Origin of the sequence: uncultured Nocardioides sp., from assembly GCF_947488025.1 — a bacterium.
In the GTDB taxonomy this organism is placed as follows: domain Bacteria; phylum Actinomycetota; class Actinomycetes; order Propionibacteriales; family Nocardioidaceae; genus Nocardioides.
The window spans coordinates 153,829-172,297 of the sequence record NZ_CANKYS010000006.1 but is presented as its reverse complement, the minus strand read 5'-3'; the positions used below and the strand labels follow the sequence as shown (position 1 = coordinate 172,297).

14 protein-coding genes are annotated in these 18,469 nt (G+C 71.3%); 6 read left to right on the top strand and 8 right to left on the bottom strand.

Going from position 1 to position 18,469, the window contains the following annotated elements; translation table 11 throughout:
• Positions 1-12 precede the first annotated feature (12 nt).
• The 5 genes from Q1B24_RS12215 to Q1B24_RS12195 all read left to right on the top strand — a co-directional run bounded on the left by Q1B24_RS12215 (position 13) and on the right by Q1B24_RS12195 (position 3,640).
• Entirely contained in the window at positions 13-735 is a 723-nt protein-coding gene (locus Q1B24_RS12215; RefSeq protein WP_299928604.1) for a histidine phosphatase family protein, read from the top strand.
• A gap of 10 nt (positions 736-745) precedes the next feature.
• Positions 746-1,330 (top strand): DUF3090 domain-containing protein, encoded by a 585-nt coding sequence (locus Q1B24_RS12210; RefSeq protein WP_299928601.1) that lies wholly within the window; start codon positions 746-748, stop codon positions 1,328-1,330.
• Positions 1,320-2,096, top strand: a complete 777-nt coding sequence (locus Q1B24_RS12205; RefSeq protein ID WP_299928597.1) for an SCO1664 family protein — start codon at positions 1,320-1,322, stop codon at positions 2,094-2,096. The genes Q1B24_RS12210 and Q1B24_RS12205 overlap by 11 nt, the downstream gene beginning before the upstream one ends.
• Before the next feature lie 45 nt (positions 2,097-2,141).
• The gene (mshC, locus tag Q1B24_RS12200; protein WP_299928594.1) at positions 2,142-3,380 is read left to right on the top strand and encodes a cysteine--1-D-myo-inosityl 2-amino-2-deoxy-alpha-D-glucopyranoside ligase; all 1,239 of its coding nucleotides are present in this window, start codon (positions 2,142-2,144) and stop codon (positions 3,378-3,380) included.
• Between the two features lie 98 nt (positions 3,381-3,478).
• The gene (locus Q1B24_RS12195) at positions 3,479-3,640 is read left to right on the top strand and encodes a hypothetical protein (protein ID WP_299928591.1); all 162 of its coding nucleotides are present in this window, start codon (positions 3,479-3,481) and stop codon (positions 3,638-3,640) included.
• 350 nt (positions 3,641-3,990) lie between these two features.
• On the opposite strand, the gene Q1B24_RS12190 is transcribed toward Q1B24_RS12195, so the two are convergent.
• Entirely contained in the window at positions 3,991-4,836 is an 846-nt protein-coding gene (locus tag Q1B24_RS12190; RefSeq protein ID WP_299928588.1) for a PAC2 family protein, read from the bottom strand.
• A gap of 145 nt (positions 4,837-4,981) precedes the next feature.
• On the opposite strand from Q1B24_RS12190, the gene metH reads away from it, so the two are divergent.
• Positions 4,982-8,752 (top strand): methionine synthase, encoded by a 3,771-nt coding sequence (metH, locus tag Q1B24_RS12185; RefSeq protein ID WP_299928585.1) that lies wholly within the window; start codon positions 4,982-4,984, stop codon positions 8,750-8,752.
• Positions 8,753-8,774: 22 nt separating this feature from the next.
• Here metH and Q1B24_RS12180 read toward each other — a convergent pair whose 3' ends face one another.
• From Q1B24_RS12180 to Q1B24_RS12150, 7 genes are all read right to left on the bottom strand, one after another.
• Positions 8,775-10,196 (bottom strand): SLC13 family permease, encoded by a 1,422-nt coding sequence (locus Q1B24_RS12180; protein ID WP_299928582.1) that lies wholly within the window; start codon positions 10,194-10,196, stop codon positions 8,775-8,777.
• Between the two features lie 118 nt (positions 10,197-10,314).
• The gene (locus tag Q1B24_RS12175) at positions 10,315-10,704 is read right to left on the bottom strand and encodes a phage holin family protein (RefSeq protein WP_299928580.1); all 390 of its coding nucleotides are present in this window, start codon (positions 10,702-10,704) and stop codon (positions 10,315-10,317) included.
• A gap of 130 nt (positions 10,705-10,834) precedes the next feature.
• Positions 10,835-12,496, bottom strand: a complete 1,662-nt coding sequence (locus Q1B24_RS12170; protein ID WP_299928577.1) for an alpha/beta-hydrolase family protein — start codon at positions 12,494-12,496, stop codon at positions 10,835-10,837.
• A gap of 2 nt (positions 12,497-12,498) precedes the next feature.
• Positions 12,499-13,344, bottom strand: coding sequence for an META domain-containing protein (locus tag Q1B24_RS12165; RefSeq protein ID WP_299928574.1), 846 nt, complete (start codon positions 13,342-13,344; stop codon positions 12,499-12,501).
• A 111-nt stretch (positions 13,345-13,455) separates the two neighbouring features.
• The gene (locus Q1B24_RS12160; RefSeq protein ID WP_299928571.1) at positions 13,456-15,255 is read right to left on the bottom strand and encodes an SLC13 family permease; all 1,800 of its coding nucleotides are present in this window, start codon (positions 15,253-15,255) and stop codon (positions 13,456-13,458) included.
• 9 nt (positions 15,256-15,264) lie between these two features.
• Entirely contained in the window at positions 15,265-16,920 is a 1,656-nt protein-coding gene (locus tag Q1B24_RS12155; protein ID WP_299928568.1) for an AbgT family transporter, read from the bottom strand.
• Positions 16,917-18,431, bottom strand: a complete 1,515-nt coding sequence (locus tag Q1B24_RS12150; RefSeq protein WP_299928565.1) for a leucyl aminopeptidase — start codon at positions 18,429-18,431, stop codon at positions 16,917-16,919. Before Q1B24_RS12150 ends, Q1B24_RS12155 begins: the two co-directional genes overlap by 4 nt.
• Between the last annotated feature and the right edge of the window lie 38 nt (positions 18,432-18,469).

Genomic DNA, 18,469 nt, shown 5'->3' with positions numbered 1-18,469 from the left:
AGCCTCTGGAGAATGCCCACCGTCATCCTCGTGCGACACGGCCGCTCGACGGCCAACGCCACCGGAGTCCTCGCCGGGCGCCTGCCCGGCGTCCACCTCGACGACGCGGGGGTGCAGCAGGCGGTCGCCGTCGGCGAGCGGCTGGCGGGCGTACGCCTCGCGGCGGCCGTGACCAGCCCGCTCGAGCGCTGCCGGGAGACCTGCCGCGAGATCACCACCCGCCAGGGCGAGCCGCTGCGGGCCGGCACCGACAAGCAGCTCTCGGAGTGCGACTACGGCGAGTGGCAGGGGCGCCCGCTCAAGGACCTCGCGAAGGAGAAGCTCTGGAGGACCGTCCAGGCGCAGCCCTCGGCGGCGACCTTCCCCGGCGGTGAGTCCATGCGCGCCATGCAGGACCGCGCGGTGGCCGCCGTACGACGCCACGACGCGCGGGTGGCCGCCGAGCACGGTGACGACGCCGTGTGGGTCGCGGTCAGCCACGGCGACGTCATCAAGTCGATCCTCGCCGACGCCCTCGGCACCCACCTCGACCTCTTCCAGCGCATCCACGTGGACCCGGCGTCCGTGTCGGTCGTGCGCTACACCGAGTCGCGGCCGTTCGTCATCGGCACCAACACGCACGCCGGCGACCTGTCCTGGCTGACCCCGCCGAAGAAGGCCCGCCGCGCGTCCCGCACCCGGCGCTCGGACGCCGAGGTGGGTGGAGGGGCCGGACCTCAGCCAGCGAGGTCCTAGGGTGAGTGGCATGCCCGTCGTGCACCGCTTCGACCCGCCCGAGCGCTTCGTCGCCGGCACCGTTGGCGAGCCCGGCCAGCGCACGTTCTTCCTCCAGGCCCGAGAGGGTGCGCGGCTGGTGAGCGTCTCGCTGGAGAAGCAGCAGGTGCAGGCCCTCGCGGAGCGTGTCGACGAGCTCCTCGACGAGCTGATGCGCGCCGCGGGCGGCGACGTCATGATCCCGGCGATCGCGCCGCGCGACCTCACCGACACCCAGCCCCTCGAGCAGCCGATCGAGGAGGAGTTCCGCGCCGGCACGATGACGCTGTCCTGGGACGGCGCCGACGAGCGCGTGGTGATCGAGGTGTTCCCGTTCACCGAGGCCGCGGTCGTCTCGCCCGAGCAGCTCCAGGAGGACCTCGAGGACCTCCTCGAGCCCGACCCCGACGAGATCTTCCTGGTCCGGATCACCGCAGCCGCGGCCCGGTCGTTCGTCGAGCGCTCGCTGTCGGTGATCGGCGCCGGGCGTCCTGACTGCCCGTTCTGCGGCGAGCCCGTCGACCCGGACGGACACCTGTGCGTGCGGGCCAACGGCTTCCGGCGCCGTGACCCCTGAGCTGCCCGACGGCTTCCCCACGGGGGAGCTCACGCTCCACGGCCGCGTGCTGCCCGCGTCCAACGCCACCTTCGTCGGTGAGCTCGGCGGCGTCCGGGTGGTCTACAAGCCGATCGCGGGGGAGCGGCCCCTCTGGGACTTCCCCCACGGCACGCTGGCCGCGCGCGAGGTCGGGTCGTACGCCGTCTCCGAGGCGCTCGGCTGGGACATCGTGCCGCCGACCGTCCTCGGTGACGGACCGCACGGTCCGGGCATGGTGCAGCTGTGGCGCGACGAGGTGGAGGACGCAGCGCCTGTCGACATCGTCGGCGAGGGCGAGCTCCCGCCGGGCTACCGGCACGTCTTCGACGGTCTCGACGCCCACGACCAGCCGGTGTCGCTGGTCCACGAGGACAGCGCGCCCCTGCGCCGGATGGCGCTCTTCGACGTCGTGGTCAACAACGCCGACCGCAAGGGCGGCCACGTCCTGCCGATGCCCGACGGGCACCGCCACGGCGTCGACCACGGACTGACGTTCCACGTCGAGCACAAGCTGCGCACGGTGCTGTGGGGCTTCGTGGGCGACGCGATCACCACCGAGGAGGCCGAGGGCCTGCGCGGACTCGTCACCGCTCTCGACGGTCCGCTCGGCACGACGCTCTGCGAGCTGCTCACCGAGGAGGAGGTCGCGACCACGAGGCGACGGGTCGCCCGGCTGCTGGCCCGAGGCACGTTCCCCGGCCCGCGCTCGTCGTCGTACCCCGTCATCCCCTGGCCGCCGTTCTGAGGTCACCCGTCCGGACGCTCACGAGCGGCGGATAGGCTGCGCGACATGCGTGCCTGGTCGTCGCCCGACGTTCCCTCACTGCCCGTGACGGGCCCCGTCGTGCGGGTGCACGACACCGCGAGCGGCGCCTTCGTCGAGACCCGGCCCGAGGGCCCGGCGCGGATGTACGTCTGCGGCATCACCCCCTACGACGCGACCCACATGGGGCACGCGGCGACCTACGTCGGCTTCGACCTGCTCCACCGCGCCTGGCGCAACGCCGGCCACGAGGTGACCTACGTGCAGAACGTCACCGACGTCGACGACCCCCTGCTCGAGCGGGCCGCCAAGGTCCACGTCGACTGGGCCGAGCTCGCCGAGCGCGAGACCCAGCTCTTCCGCGACGACATGGAGGCGCTGCGGGTCCTGCCGCCGGCGCACTACACCGGCGCCGTCGAGTCCATCCCGCAGGTCATCGAGCTGATCCAGCGCCTCGAGGAGGTCGGTGCGGTCTACCGGGTCGAGGACGACCTCTACTTCTCCGTCACCGCCGACGACGCCTTCGGCTCGGTGTCGGGGCTCGACCGCGACGCCATGCTCGCGATCTTCCCCGAGCGGGGCGGCGACCCCGACCGGGAGGGCAAGAAGGACCCCCTCGACTGCCTGCTGTGGCGCGCCGAGCGACCCGGCGAGCCGGCGTGGGACAGCCCCTGGGGACCGGGTCGGCCGGGCTGGCACATCGAGTGCTCGGCCATCGCCCTCGACCACCTCGGCGCCACCTTCGACGTCCAGGGCGGCGGCAGCGACCTGGTCTTCCCGCACCACGAGATGTCGGCCGGTCACGCGCAGGTCGCCCACCCGGGGGAGCGCTTCGCCCGCGCCTACGCCCACGCCGGGATGGTCGCCTACGACGGCGAGAAGATGTCGAAGTCGAAGGGCAACCTCGTCTTCGTCTCCGCGCTCCGGCTGAGCGAGGTCGACCCGATGGCGATCCGCCTCGTGCTGCTGCGCCACCACTACCGCAGCGACTGGGAGTGGACCGACGACCAGCTCTGGGACGCCGTCGACACCCTCGCCACCTGGCGCCGTGCGCTCGCCCTCGGCTCCGGCGCGCCGGCCCTGCCGGTCGTCGAGCGGGCGCTGGCCGCCCTGGCCGACGACCTGGACGCCCCGACCGCCGTCGCCGCCGTCCAGGAGTGGGTCGAGGCGACCCTCGGTACCACCGGCCTCGCCGACACCTCCGACCCCGAGGCCGCGGCGACCGTCCACCGGCTCCTCGACGCCGCGCTCGGCCTGTCCCTCTGACGTACGCGCCGCCTCGCCCCGCCTCCCGGGCGGTGGTTGAGCGACGTTTCGCGGGCGTGGAAGGTGGGTGGACCACCGCTCACCCGGGCGGGCGGTGCGTGATGCAGGTTCTCGCGCTGCAGAAGCTGCGTGGCTCACCGCTGCCCGGCGCGTGGGCGGCGTACGAGCGGTGGCTGAGCGACGTCCCGCGCCCGCGGAAGGTGGGTGGACCACCGCTGCCCGGCGTGTCGGCGTACGACGCGCGGGTGGGCGGTGGCTGAGCGACGTTCCGGGGCCGCGGAAGGTGGGTGGACCACCGCTCACGGGGTGCGCGGTGCGTGGCGCAGCTTTTCGCGCTGCAGAACGTGCGTGGCTCACCGCTGCCCGGCGGGTCGTCGTACGGGCGGTGCGTGGCGCAGGTTCTGGAGCCGCAGAACATGCGTGGCTCACCGCTGCCCGGGGGTGGGTGGCGTACGGGCGGTGCGTGGCGCAGGTTCTCGCGCTGCAGAACGTGCGTGGCTCACCGCTCCTGGGGGTGGGCGGCGTACGAGCGGTGGCTGAGCGACGTTCCGTGGGCGCGGAAGGTGGGTGGACCACCGCTCGGGCAAGCGGTCGGCGAGCGGCGGAGTCGTCAGTCGGTGTCGCGACGCTTGAGGTAGCGCTCGAACTCGCGGGCGATGGCTTCGCCGGAGGCCTCGGGTAGGTCGGCGGTGTCGCGGGTCTCCTCGAGGGCGCGGACGTAGTCGGCGACGTCCTCGTCCTCCGCGGCGAGCTCGTCGACGCCGCGCTCCCAGGCCTTGGCGTCGTCGGCGAGCTCACCGATCGGCATCGGCGCCTGGAGGAGCTCCTCGAGCTGGCCGAGGAGGGCGAGGGTGGCCTTCGGGCACGGGGGCTGGGCGACGTAGTGGGGGACCGCGGCCCAGTAGGAGACGGCCGGGATGTCGAGCTGGGTGCATGCGTCGTTGAAGACGCCGACGATGCCGGTGGGGCCTTCGTAGGTGGACTGCTCGAGCGCGAGGCGGTCGACGAGCTCGGGCTCGCTGGCGGTGCCGGTCACCGGGATGGGTCGCGTGTGCGGGGTGTCGGCGAGCAGCGCACCCAAGGTCACCACGAGCTCGGCCCCGAGGTCGTCGCAGGCGGCCAGGAGCTCGGCGCAGAACTGGCGCCACTTCATGTTGGGCTCGATGCCCCGCACGAGGATCACGTCGCGGTCCAGCTCGGCGGGACGCGCGACGGCGATGCGGGTGGTGGGCCAGGTGAGCCGGCGGTAGCCGTTGTGGTCGGTGCCGATGATCGGCCGGTTGACCTGGAAGTCGTAGAACTCCTCGGGGTCGATCGCGCCGATGACCTCGGCCTTCCACTGCTCGATGAGGTGGTCCACCAGCCCGGAGGCGGCGTCGGCGGCGTCGTTCCAGCCCTCGAAGGCCGCGATCACCACGGGGGACACCAGGTCCTGCACGTCGTCGAACTCGATCACCAGCCCAGCCTAGGGCTCCGGCCCCAGCCTGCCGTCGTGATTTCGCCGCCCGCCGCGCCGGGTGCCACCATGTGGGAATCCGGTCCGAGTGTCGGACGATGTTCCTAGGCTGGCGTCACCGCCGCCCGAGAGGAGCCACCCACCCGTGGAGCCGCAGCACCGACCAGACGCCACCGCCGCCCTGACGGCGATCCTTCGAGAGCGGATCATGGTGCTGGACGGCGCGATGGGTACGGCGATCCAGCGCGACCGTCCTGACGAGGCGGGCTACCGCGGAGAACGCTTCGCCGACCACCCCAGCGACCTGGTCGGCAACAACGACCTCCTGACGATCACCCAGCCGCACATCATCCGGACGATCCACGAGGAGTACCTCCGCGCCGGCGCCGACGTCATCGAGACCAACACGTTCAACGCCAACGCGATCTCGCTGTCCGACTACGGCCTCGAGGAGCTCGCCTACGAGCTCAACCACGCGTCGGCGCAGCTCGCCCGCCAGGCCGCGGACGCGGTGGCCACCGACGACCGCCCGCGCTGGGTCGCCGGAGCACTCGGTCCCACGACGCGCACGGCCTCCATCTCGCCCGACGTCAACGACCCGGGTGCTCGCAACGTGTCCTTCGACGAGCTGGCGGAGGCCTACCTCGTGGCCGCCCGCGGCCTCGTCGACGGCGGCTGCGACCTGCTGATGATCGAGACGATCTTCGACACCCTCAACGCCAAGGCCGCGATCTTCGCGGTCGAGACGCTCTTCGAGGAGCAGGGCCGGCGCTGGCCGGTCATCATCTCCGGCACCATCACCGACGCGTCGGGCCGCACGCTGTCGGGCCAGGTCACCGAGGCGTTCTGGGACTCCGTACGCCACGCCCGCCCGCTCGCGGTCGGCCTCAACTGTGCCCTGGGTGCGCGCGACATGCGGCCCTACGTCGCCGAGCTGTCGCGCCTGGCCGACTCCTTCGTCAGTGTCTACCCCAATGCCGGGCTGCCCAACGCGTTCGGCGAGTACGACGAGACCCCCGACCAGACCGCCGCTGTCCTGGCGGAGTTCGCCGACGCCGGCTTCCTCAACTTCGTCGGCGGCTGCTGCGGCACGACGCCTGAACACATCGCCGCCATCGCGGGCGCGGTCGAGGGCAAGGCCCGCCGCGAGCCGGTCGACCACCAGCCGGTCATGCGGCTGTCCGGCCTCGAGCCGCTGACCATCACCGACGACAGCCTGTTCGTCAACGTCGGCGAGCGCACCAACATCACCGGCTCGGCGCGCTTCCGCAAGCTCATCAAGGACGGCGACTACGGAACGGCCGTCAGCGTCGCCGCCCAGCAGGTCGAGGCCGGCGCGCAGGTCATCGACGTCAACATGGACGAGGGCATGATCGACGGGGTCGCGGCGATGGACCGCTTCCTGAAGCTCGTCGCCTCCGAGCCCGACATCAGCCGTGTCCCGGTCATGGTCGACTCCTCCAAGTGGGAGGTCATCGAGGCCGGTCTCAAGTGCGTGCAGGGCAAGGCGATCGTCAACTCGATCTCGATGAAGGAGGGCGAGGAGGCGTTCCGTCACCACGCGAGCCTGTGCCGCAAGTACGGCGCCGCGGTCGTGGTGATGGCGTTCGACGAGGACGGCCAGGCCGACAACCTGGAGCGCCGCAAGGCGATCTGCGAGCGTGCCTACCGCATCCTGGTCGACGAGGTCGGCTTCCCGCCCGAGGACATCATCTTCGACCCCAACGTCTTCGCCGTCGCCACCGGCATCGAGGAGCACGCCACCTACGGCCAGGACTTCATCGAGGCCACGCGCTGGATCAAGCAGCACCTCCCCGGCGCCAAGGTCAGCGGCGGCATCTCCAACGTCTCCTTCTCCTTCCGCGGCAACAACCCCGTCCGTGAGGCCATCCACGCCGTCTTCCTCTACCACGCCATCCGGGCGGGGCTCGACATGGGCATCGTCAACGCCGGGGCGCTCGTGGTCTACGACGAGGTCGACCCCGAGCTGCGCGAGCGTATCGAGGACGTCATCCTCAACCGTCGGCCCGACGCCGCCGAGCGTCTGCTCGAGATCGCCGAGACCCACAACCGCTCGGCCGAGGCGGTCGACGTCGCTGAGGACGAGTGGCGTGCGCTGCCCATCAAGGAGCGGATCACCCATGCCCTGGTGAAGGGCATCGACGCCCACGTCGAGGCCGACACCGAGATCCTGCGTCAGGAGATCGCCGCCCGGGGTGGTCGGCCCATCGAGGTCATCGAGGGTCCCCTGATGGACGGCATGAACGTCGTCGGTGACCTCTTCGGCGCCGGCAAGATGTTCCTGCCCCAGGTCGTGAAGAGCGCGCGCGTGATGAAGAAGGCCGTGGCCTACCTCATCCCCTTCATCGAGCAGGAGAAGCTCGACAACCCCGAGTACGCCACCGTCAAGGACACCAACGGCACCATCGTCATGGCGACGGTCAAGGGCGACGTCCACGACATCGGCAAGAACATCGTCGGCGTCGTCCTGCAGTGCAACAACTACGAGGTGATCGACCTCGGCGTCATGGTACCGGCGCAGAAGATCCTCGACACCGCAGCCGAGGTGGGCGCCGACATCATCGGCCTGTCCGGGTTGATCACGCCCTCCCTCGACGAGATGGTCAACTTCGCCACGGAGATGCAGCGTCAGGGGCTCACCATCCCGCTGCTCATCGGCGGTGCCACCACCTCGCGGGCGCACACCGCGGTGAAGGTCGACCCGAAGTACGACGGCCCGGTGGTCTGGGTCAAGGACGCCTCACGCTCCGTGCCCACGGCCGCAGCGCTGCTGCACGAGACCGGTCGCGCCACACTGCTGGCGGACGTGAAGGCCGACTTCGACTCGCTGCGCACACGCCACTCGGCCAAGAACGAGCGGCCGATGGTCCCGGTGGAGCAGGCCCGCGCCAACGCCACCCCGGTCGACTGGACCGGCTACCAGCCGCCCGCGCCACGGGTGCTCCAGCACGACGACGAGGTCTCGGCTGCCGGCACCCCGGTGTCGCGGCACGTGCGCGTCCTGCGCGACCAGGACCTGACGGTCCTGCGCGGCTACATCGACTGGCAGCCGTTCTTCAACGCCTGGGAGATGAAGGGCGCATTCCCCGACATCCTCAACAACCCCGGCTCGGGCCCCGCGGCGCGCAAGCTCTACGACGAGGCGCAGGAGATGCTCGACCAGATCATCGAGGAGAAGTGGATCCGCGCCCACGGCGTGGTCGGCTTCTTCCCCGCCAATGCGGTCGGCGACGACGTCGAGCTCTACCTCGACGGCGACCGCAGCACGGTCCACACCACGCTCCACCACCTGCGGCAGCAGGGTCAGCACCGCGACGGCGTACCCAACCGGTCGTTGTCCGACTATGTCGCGCCCAAGGAGACCGGGCTGCGCGACCACGTCGGTGCGTTCGCGGTGACGGCGGGCGACGGGGTGCAGGAGCGAGTCGCAGCCTTTCGCGCCGAGCTCGACGACTACAACGCGATCCTGCTGGAGTCGCTCGCCGACCGACTGGCAGAGGCGTTCGCGGAGCACCTCCACGAGCTCGTGCGCAAGGAGCTGTGGGGCTACGCCCCCGACGAGCAGCTCGACAACGTCGGGCTCATCAAGGAGCACTACGACGGCATCCGCCCCGCCCCTGGATATCCCGCGTGCCCCGAGCACACCGAGAAGCAGACGCTCTGGGAGCTCCTCGACGTCGAGGAGCACACCGGCATCCGGCTCACGGAGTCGATGGCGATGTGGCCGGGGGCGTCCGTGAGCGGCTTCTACTACTCCCACCCGCAGTCGCAGTACTTCGTGGTGGGCCGGCTCGCCCGCGACCAGGTGGCCGACTACGCCGAGCGCAAGGGCTGGACCCTGGCCGAGGCCGAGCGCTGGCTCTCGCCCAACCTCGGCTACGACCCGGAGGACTGAGCAGCGTCGGGTCGCCCCGGCCTCAGAGCACGACGCCCGCGAGCATCACGAGGGGCAGCGAGACGACCGAGGCGACCGACGTCACCAGGGTCAGTGTCTTGAGCGTGCCCTTGGTCGACAGGCCGAGCAGCGACTTGAACATCCAGAAGAAGTTGCTGTTGACCTGCAGCGCGAACATCGCACCGGACGCGATCGCGAGTCCGATCACGATGGGGGACACGGTCAGCGAGTCGAGGATCGGGGCGATGATGCCGGCCGCGGTGATCGCGGCCACCGAGACCGAGCCGATGGCGAGGTGCAGCACCGCGGCGATGAACCAGGCCAGCAGGATGCTCAGCACCACGGGCGCGCCGGCGTCGGCCTGGAAGAGGTCGCCCAGCACGCTGTCCAGGCCGGTCGCCTCGATGACAGCACCGAGCGAGCCGCCGACGCCGGTGATGAGGAGGATCTCACCGGTCGTGTGGAAGCCGTCCTCCATCGCCTCGTTGGTGTGCTCGCGGCCCGACGAGGCGCGCGAGAGGCCGTAGGCCCCGAGCAGGCCGAGGAACAGCGCGATGTTGGCGTCGCCGAGGAACGCGATGAAGGCGTTGGACCAGCCGCCGAGCTCGGCGAACGCCCCGAAGGCGATCAGCAGCAGCGGGACCAGGATGGGCAGCATCAGTGTGGCCAGGGGGAGCTGGCGCACGCCCTCCCGCTCCTTCACCGCGGTCGCCTCCGACTCGCTGCGCGCGAGCGCCGCCTCCGAGGACTCCGCCTCGCCCGTGAGGTAGGCCCGGTCGGCGGCCTCCTGCTCGGCCATCGCCTCGTCGACCTCCTCGTCGGTCTCCGGGTTCCAGAAGCCGCCGGCCGAGAAGAGCAGGCGCATCAGGAGCGTCGAGACGAGGGCGGTCACGAGGCCGATCACGACGCCGTACACGAGCCAGTCGCCGAGTCGGATGTCGAGCAGGCCGGCGATGGAGATCGCAGCCAGACCGGGGATCACGAAGACGTAGCCGGCGAAGATCCCGCAGCCGAGCGCGGACGCGAGCACGGGCAGGCCGACCTTGCCGATGAAGGGCGACGCGGACCGGGCGACGGGTGCGGCGAGCACGACCTGCACGTCGACGTAGATCGACGGCATGACGACCGCGAGCATCGAGGTCAACGCGTACGGCAGCCGGCCCGACCCGACGCGCTGCACCAGGATGGCCACCAGGCGCCGGAACGCTCCCGTGGAGTGCAGCAGCGACCCGATGAGCACACCGAAGCCGATCAGCAGCCCGACCTCCGCCATGATCCCGCCGAAGCCGGTGGTGATGGCCTCGATGGTCCCGGCGAAGCCGACACCTGCGGCCAGGCCGAGGTAGAGCGATCCGAGGATCAGCGAGATCACCGGGTCGATGCGTCCCTTGATGATCAGGGCGATCACCAGGACGATCGCGACGGTGGTGTGCAGGGCGACCATGAGCTCTCCCCGAGAAAGGCGGCGTCCCCGAGGGGCGAGTGGCCCTCTGTTTACCGGTACGGGTGGGGAATTGGCCAGCCGGGGCGGTCGAGGACATGCCGCCGACGCGCCAGCGGCGTCAGCCGGCCTCGGCCGTGGAGCGTGAGGAGCGGGCGACGAGGCGGTCGCCGACCCAGGTCAGGGCGACCGAGAACACGGTCACCATGAGCGCGAACGTGATCGCCGCGATGATGTTGTCGATGCGCAGGCGCGTGGTGAGGGCCGAGGCCAGCCAGACGACGCACCCGTTGACGACGAGCGTGACAGCCGCGAGGACCAGCATGTGCTCCGAGGTGGGGAGCCACCTGAGGAGCAGCTGGGCGACGACGTTGGCCGCGGCCACGAGGACGGCGACCACGAGCGCGGAGACCGGGCCGCCGCTGAAGTCGACGTCCGGCGTCACCCAGGCGGCCAGGACCACGGCCAGGGCGAGGAGGGCCCATCGGACCAGCACCGTCACGATGCGCATGCGTTCTCCCTCCCAGCCGGGTCGCTGGCCAGCCCACCCTGGTCCGCGTCGCGGTGCACTCTTCCGAACCACCGGGGCCGCGAACTCCCCCGAACCGGGGGAGATGGCCCGCTGGGCGACGCCGAGTCGGTCACCGCGAGATGACGGCCAGGCGCTCCCTCAGCTCCGCGAGGCGAGCGGCGTCCCACCCGGGCGGTCGCACCACGGCGTACCACGCGCTGAGCGGCTGGGTGCCGTACTTGTGGCCGTGGTCCTCGTCGAAGTCGTTGCTCACCGCCATGTCGACGGCGAGCTGGAGGAAGGTCGTCACCGGCGTCCACCGGATGGCCGGATTCACCGAGGCGTCGAGCGGCTCCTCGAGCCAGTCGGGCTCGTCCGCGAGGGTGTCCCAGTCCCACCACACGATCGGGTCGTCGCCGTGCTGAAGGAACACCGAGTGGGCTGTCCTGCCCTCGAGGTCCTGCACGCGGTTGGCGAAGACGAAGCTCTCGCCGTCACCGACCACGGGCCGCACCTGCGGTGACCCCGGCTCCCGCACCCGCTCGGCCTCCCTGCGCAGCCGCATCGTCTCGGGCGGACCGACCCACACCGCGCCGTCGACGCGGTCCCGGCTGTCGACGAGGGAGTCGAAGACCTGGGAGCCCCCGAACGAGCCGAGGCTCTCCCCGGCGATGTACAGGTCGGGCCGGTCCGCGCCCGCGCTCGCGAGCCGGTCCTCGACCGCCTCGAACAGGGCGACGGCGGTGTCGCCGGCCGCGGCGGACTCCGAGAGGAACGCCAGTGGGCTGGGCAGGTGCGAGTACTGCACGGTGACGGTGGCGATGTCGCCGTCGTAGAAGTACTCGAGCGGCTGCACGAGCTGCTCGTTGATCCATCCCGTGCCCGTCGGGATGACCACCAGCAGCGCGCTGCGGTCGAACCCGCCGAAGCGGTCCATCTCGCTCATCGCGATGTCGACCCGCTCCTCGACGGTCTCGGCGGAGGCGCGCCCGACGAACACCCGCACGGGCTCGACGACCTCCCCGGGGGAGATCTCCTCGAGGTCCTCCGTGGTCGGTCCCCGGGTCAGGAAGCGCCGGCCCTCGCGGCCGGCCTCCTCCCACACCACGGCGGAGTCCGGTCCACCGGAGCGCACCAGCGAGGTCGGCGGAGCAGGTGCGCCGCCGACATCGCGGTCGCCGAGGGCGAAACCGGCGTTGAGCCCGTCGAGCGTCCGCTCGAGGACGAACGTGTTGAGCGAGGCGAGCACCACCCACGCGACCAGGACCAGCGCGAGCCCGCCGGCGATCCAGGCCGGCAGCATCCGGGACCCCACCCGGGTGGCGGCGAGCCAGACGACCTTGAGCAGGCGGCCCACCGCGAACAGCACGAGGGCCACCGCGGTCGCCAGCAGCAGCGCGCCACCGAAGACGACCCAGTACGACGACCGCGCGTAGCCGAGCCGCTCCCACGTCCACCGGTGGGCGTCGACGGCCTCGAGCGCCGCCCACGTGGCGTACGCCAGGCAGACACCGAGCACCGCGAGGCGGACCTGCCGGTCCAGCGGCGCGTCGAACGGGTGCCACGGCCAGTCGAACCTCGCCCGCAGGCGCCGGGCGAGCCGCGTCAGACCCAGCCCGATGCCGTACCCGAGGGCGAAGGAGATGCCCGTCAGCACCCCCTGGAAGAGCCACGAACGGACGAGGAGCGACGGCGCCAGGGACTGGGCGGCGAACCAGGTCGCCAGCACCACGCCCAGGAGGCTGGGACGTCGGAGCAGGCGCGACCAGCGGGGCTCGACCTCGCTCGCCAAGGTCAGGCCACCTCGAAGACCAGGCCGTACCCGTCGCGCACCACGAGCAGCATCCAACCATTGAAGGTGACGTAGTCCGAGCGTCCGTCCACGACGGAGAGGACGATGCGCTCGATGGTGCGATCGGGCTCGCGACAGCGGACCCGGGTGACGGTGGGTGGGGCGAACGAGACCGAGACGCGGTCGACCTGCACCCGCGTGCGTCCGGTGTTGCACCCCGTGTCGAGCCGCGCCAGGCCGTCTTCGCCCACGACCAGGCGGGGCGTGCGGACCCGCGACGGAAGGCGTGAGGTCGAGCCGTCGGACAGGGTGCCGACCACCGACCACGTGCGCCCCAGCAGGGTGTTCAGGTCGACCGGTGGCTCGCGCTCGAGCACCAGGCTGACGTCGTCGGTCGTCAGGTGCAGGTCGGCGCCGTCCGTGGTCGCGGCGACACCCGCGCCCAGCAGGTCGGCGACCCACTGGTCCTGGACGGCGTCCTCGTCCGAGCACGCCATCATCGTGGTCGCAGGTCCTGACTCCCAGCTCAGCGTGCCGTCCTCGACGCTGAAGGCGCCGAACGCGGTGTTGCAGCCTCCCGTCACCGCCAACGTGTCCTCGTCGAAGGACAGTCGGAGCTCGGTGCCGGGCACCAGCTCGTACCCCTCGACCGACGTGGAGACGAAGGTGGCCGCCTCGAGCAACGCCATGTCGCTCTGCAGCGGCTCACGTCCGGACGCACTGGCAGCGTCGTCGTCACCGTCAGCGCCGCACGCCGTCAGCAGCGCCACGGTGACCGCGGCCAGCACCGCCCTCGTGCCGGGACCGCCCGCGCCGGGCCGTTGGCGCCTGCTCGACGGCGTCAGCATGTCGTCCTCCTCGTCGCCCACCCGCGCATCGACACGCGCGCCACGTCACCCCACCACCGACGGGTGGGCGCGGCCCTCACGAGTTTCGGGTGAAGGCCGGCCAGCCGCCCGTCAGAGGGGCCAGACGAGCGGCACGACGACCAGCGCCACGACGAACCACCAGACCATGACGGGCAGCCCGAGCCTCCAGTAGTCGCCGAAGCGATAGCCGCCCGGACTCATGATCATCATGTTCCCGGGGGTCGAGATGGGGGTCAGGAGCGCGGCGCAGCCGGCGATCGCCACCGCCATGAGCAGGGGCTTCGCGCCCGCGCCGGTCGCCTCGGCCGCGGCCAACGCGATCGGTACGACGACGAGCACCGTCGCGGTGTTGCTGACCACCTGGCCGAGGACGGCGGTCAGCACGAAGAGCGCCGCCAGAAGGAGGATCGGGCGCCCCTGACCCACGGCGTCGATGAGGAACGACGCCACCCGGTCGGCCGCCCCGCTCGTGCGGATAGCGGTCGAGAGCGGGATGAGGGCGCCGACGAGCACGACGGTCTGCCAGGAGACGCTCCGGTAGGCCTGTGTCACGGACACCACCCGCAGGAGCACGAGGGCGACCACGGCGCTCAGCCCGGCGATGGCGGGCGGCACCCGGCCCGAGCCCAGCATCACGACGAGACCGAGCAGGACGAGGACGGCCAGCGTGGCCCGCTGTCCCCACGCGACGGTCTGGCGACGGACGAGGTCGGGGGAGTCGACCAGCAGGACGTCGCGGTCCCGGTTGAGCTTGTCGAGGGCCGACCACCGGCCGTGGAGCAGGATGGCGTCACCCTCCGCCAGCTCGATCGGGCCGTCTCCCCGGTCGGTGCCGAGACGCTGGACGGCCAGGATGATGAGCGCGTTCTCGCGCTTCATGCCACGGTGGACGCGCTCCCCGACCAGCCGCGAGCGAGGCGGGACGACCACCTCGGCCACGCCCGCCTCGCGGTTCATGAGCCCGGCCCCGTCACCGAGGCCCACCATGCCGACGGCGAGGCCGTGCTCGAGGGCGAACCGCGTCACGTCGTGCGGCTCCCCGGTCACCACGAGGGTGTCGTCGTCACCGACGGGACCGACCACGACCTGCCCCGTCGGCGACTCCGCAGCCACGACGCGTACGCGCTCGTCCCCACCGAGGGTGCGCGACGGGCCGCGTCCGATGAGGTCCGAGCGCGAGCGCACGCGGAGGCGGTAGAACCCGTCGGTCAGCTGGTACTGGCCCTCGAGCGTCTCGCCCAGGGAGCCGAGGTCGGGCGGGGCGTGCTCGGGCGTGCGCTGCGGGAGCAGGCGAGGACCGAGGAGCGCACAGAGTGCGACCGTGCCGACCAGCAGGGGTATGCCGACAAGGGCGAAGGAGAAGAACGGGAACGGTCCCTCTCCCGCGTCGTCGGCCGCCTCGGAGATGATGACGTTGACGGGGCTGCTCATCAGCAGCAGCATCCCGCCGGCGCTCCCGGCGAAGGCCACGGGCATCAGCAGCCGGGACGGCGGCAGCCCGATGCGGTGGCCGACCAGCACGACCAGCGGCAGCAGCGCGGCGACCGCCCCGTTGAGCGTGATGAGCGACGTCAGGACCGCGGACAGCAGGCACACCGCCACCAGCACGCGGGTCGCCCCGGTCCCGGCGCGTTCGAGCAGTGCCTGCCCCGCCCACGTGGTGACGCCCGTCGAGTCGATCGCCTCGCTCACCACGAAGAGCGTCGCGATGAAGATGACGACCGGATCCCCGAACCCGGCCACGGCCTCCTCGGTGGTCACCAGCCCGGTGGCCCACAGCGTGAGCGCCGCCAGGATGGCGACCACGCCGACGGGCAGGCGGTTCCACACGAACAGTGCGACCACGAGCCCCAGCACGACCAGCGCCGTGGTCGCCTCGTCCAGTGCCATCCCGCAGCCCTAGTCGAGCTGGACCGGCGAGCCGGGGCCCCAGGGGATCTCGAGCAGGTACCAGCCGGTGAACAGCAGCGTCCAGGTGACCAGCACGACGACGGTGTAGGGGATCATCAACGAGATGACGGTGCCCATGCCTGCCGACGCGCGGTAGCGCTGGCAGACCAGGATGATGAACGGCAGGTAGACCATCAGGGGCGTGATCACGTTGACCGGGCCGTCTCCCACGCGGTAGGCCGCGACCAGGGTCTGCGGCGCGATCCCCAGGTTGTAGAAGAGCGGGATGAAGATGGGCGCGATGATCGCCCACTTGGGGATGACGCCCGGCATGATCATGTCGATCACGACGACCAGCAGGATGAAGCCGATCAGCAGCGGCAGCGCCCCGATGTCGGCCTGGCCGAGCAGGTCCGCGAGCTGGGTCGCGACCACGTTGGAGATGTTGGAGTAGTTGAAGAACGCGATGAACTGCGCGATCAGCAGCATCAGGAAGATGAGCCCGCCCAGGCCGTTGAAGGTCTTGATGATCGCGTTGATGACGTTGGTGGCACCGGTCAGGCTGCCCGACCCGGAGCCGTACCCCAGCCCGGCCGCGAGGAACAGCATCGAGATGATGAAGAGCAGGCTGCTCATGAACGGGGAGTTGCCGAAGATCTCGCCGGTCTCCGGGTTGCGCAGGGGGGCGTTGGGCAGGAAGGTCAGCGCCGAGATGATCGCGATCGCGACGAGGCTGTAGATCCCGGCCATCCGCAGCCCGCGGGACTCGTGCGACAGCTCGTCCCCGGTGGGGACGTGGTCCACCGGCGCGTCGGCCGGACGTTCCGACGGGTCCCACCTCCCGGCGCGGGGCTCGATGTACCGCTCGGTGAGGACCGTCATGACGGCCGCGGTGAAGAGTGTCGAGACGACGGCGAAGTAGAAGTTGTGGGTGACGTTGAGCGGCGCGGCGTCCGGCGCCACGCCGGCCATGATCTCGTTGGTGACCTCGGTGATGATCCCGTCCGCCGGCGTGATCAGGACGTTGACGAAGAACGAGGCGCTGACACCGGCGTACGCCGCGGCGATGCCGACGAGCGGGTTGCGCCCCAGACTCGCGAATGCCGCGGCCCCCAGGGGGATGAGCACGAGGTAGCCGGCATCCGAGGCGACGCTCGAGATCCCGCCGAGCAGCACGATGATGAAGGTGATCGCCCCCGCCGGTGCGACCTGGACCATCTTGCGGATCAGCGCCGCGATGAGTCCGGCCTCCTCGGCCACGCCGACGCCGATCATGGCGACGAGGATGACCGCGACGACGCCGAAGTCGTTGAAGTTCTGCACCGCGGTGGTGAAGATGTAGCGGATCCCGTCACCGGACAGGAGGCTCTCGACCTCGATCGTCTCGGTACGGACGGTGTACTCCGGGATCGCCACCTCGGGGTCGTGCTCGAGCGACGGGTAGGACGTGCCGCCGTTGTACTCCTGACTGACCGGGGTGTCCTCCGGCTCGGCCACCTCGGTCGTCACGCTCACGTCGGCCCAGGCGAGGACCGCCGACAGCACGATCACCCCGACGATCAGCGCGAGGAAGATGATGGCCGGGTGCGGCACCTTGTTGCCGACCCGCTCGATCCAGCCGAGGAACCCCCCGGAGGACTGCTCCGCAGCGGCCGAGGCGCTCACGGCCCGGTCCGGGGTGACTCGAAGCGGGTCGCCAGCTCGACGAGCAGCCTCGCGCCGAACCCGCTCGCACCCTTGTTGCGCCACGTGCGCTCCGTCGGCTGCTGGGCCGTGCTGGCGATGTCGACGTGCGCCCACGGGATGCCGTCGGTGAACTCCTCGAGGAACAGCGCCGCCGTGATCGACCCGGCGTTCGGGCCACCCATGTTGGTCATGTCGGCGACCTGGGAGTCGAGCTGTGAGCGGTAGCCGCGGTGCAGCGGCAGCTCCCACACCGGCTCGTCGGCGACGTCACCCGCGCGACGCACCTGCTCGACGAGTCCGGGATCGCTGCCCATGACGCCGGCGATGTCCACGCCGAACGTGCGCAGGCACGCCCCGGTGAGCGTCGCCACGTCCACCACGGCGTCGACGCCGTCCTCCACCGCGAGGCACAGCCCGTCGGCCATCACCAGCCGTCCCTCGGCATCGGTGTTGAGCACCTCGACCGTGGTGCCGTTGCGCATGTGCAGCACGTCGCCGAGCTTCATCGCCGAGCCCGACGGCATGTTGTCGGTGCAGCAGAGGTAGGCGGTGACCGCGCTCGTGCACCCGAGGTCGCGCAGGGCGGTCATCGCTCCCAGGATGGCGGCCGCGCCCGTCATGTCGTTCTTCATCTGGGCGTGCGACTCGTCGCTCGGCTTCAGGCTGATGCCGCCGGAGTCGTACATGATCCCCTTGCCGACCAGGCCCAGGTGCCCGGTGGGGGAGTCCGGCCGGTAGGAGACCTTGATCAGCCGCGGCTCGTCGACGCTGCCCCGGTTGACGCCGAGGATGCCGCCGCATCCCATCTCCTCGAGCTGCTGGCGGTCGAAGAGCTCGACCTCCAGGCCGGCGAGCGGCGCGACCTCCTCGGCCACCTGGCCCATGCGCTCGGCCGAGAGCGTCGCGGCCGGGCAGTTGGACAGGTCCCGACTGATCGCGGCCGCCCGTGCGGTGACCTCCCCCCGCGTCGCACCGGCGCGTGCCTGCTCGACCAGCCCGGGCGGGACGACGAGCGTCAGGCGGGTGAGCCTCGGCTCGTCCTTGCCGGCGCCGAGGAAGAAGCGCCACCGGGCGAGGAGCACGCCCTCCACCACGGCCTGGGCGAAGTCGTCGGGGGAGAGGGGGAGGTCGGTCCCCGACAGCTCCACGGCGAGCGTCGTGTGGCGTGGAACCGCCCGCGCAAAGGTCGCGGCGAGGTCGCGGACCAGGCAGGCGTCCACGGAAGGGGCCTCACCCACGCCCAGCGCCACCAGCGCCCGCCCGCCGGGATCCGGCAGCACGACCACCTCGTTCGGCGCGCCGGAGAAACCCAGCACGGCGAGCTGGGACGTGTCGGTGTGCAGGTCGCTCGGCGGTGGTTCGCCGGCGACGACCGGGACGGCCAGGGCCGCCGCGTCGGCGACCGGAGGCAGCGTGTCGGTGACCAGCACCTCGGGAGGCCGGCGCAGCGACGGGACGGGGTCGATCTCGCGCGTCGCTCGGCTGCTCACGGTGGACCTCCTGGCGGGGCTGGGCGTCCGTCGAGGAT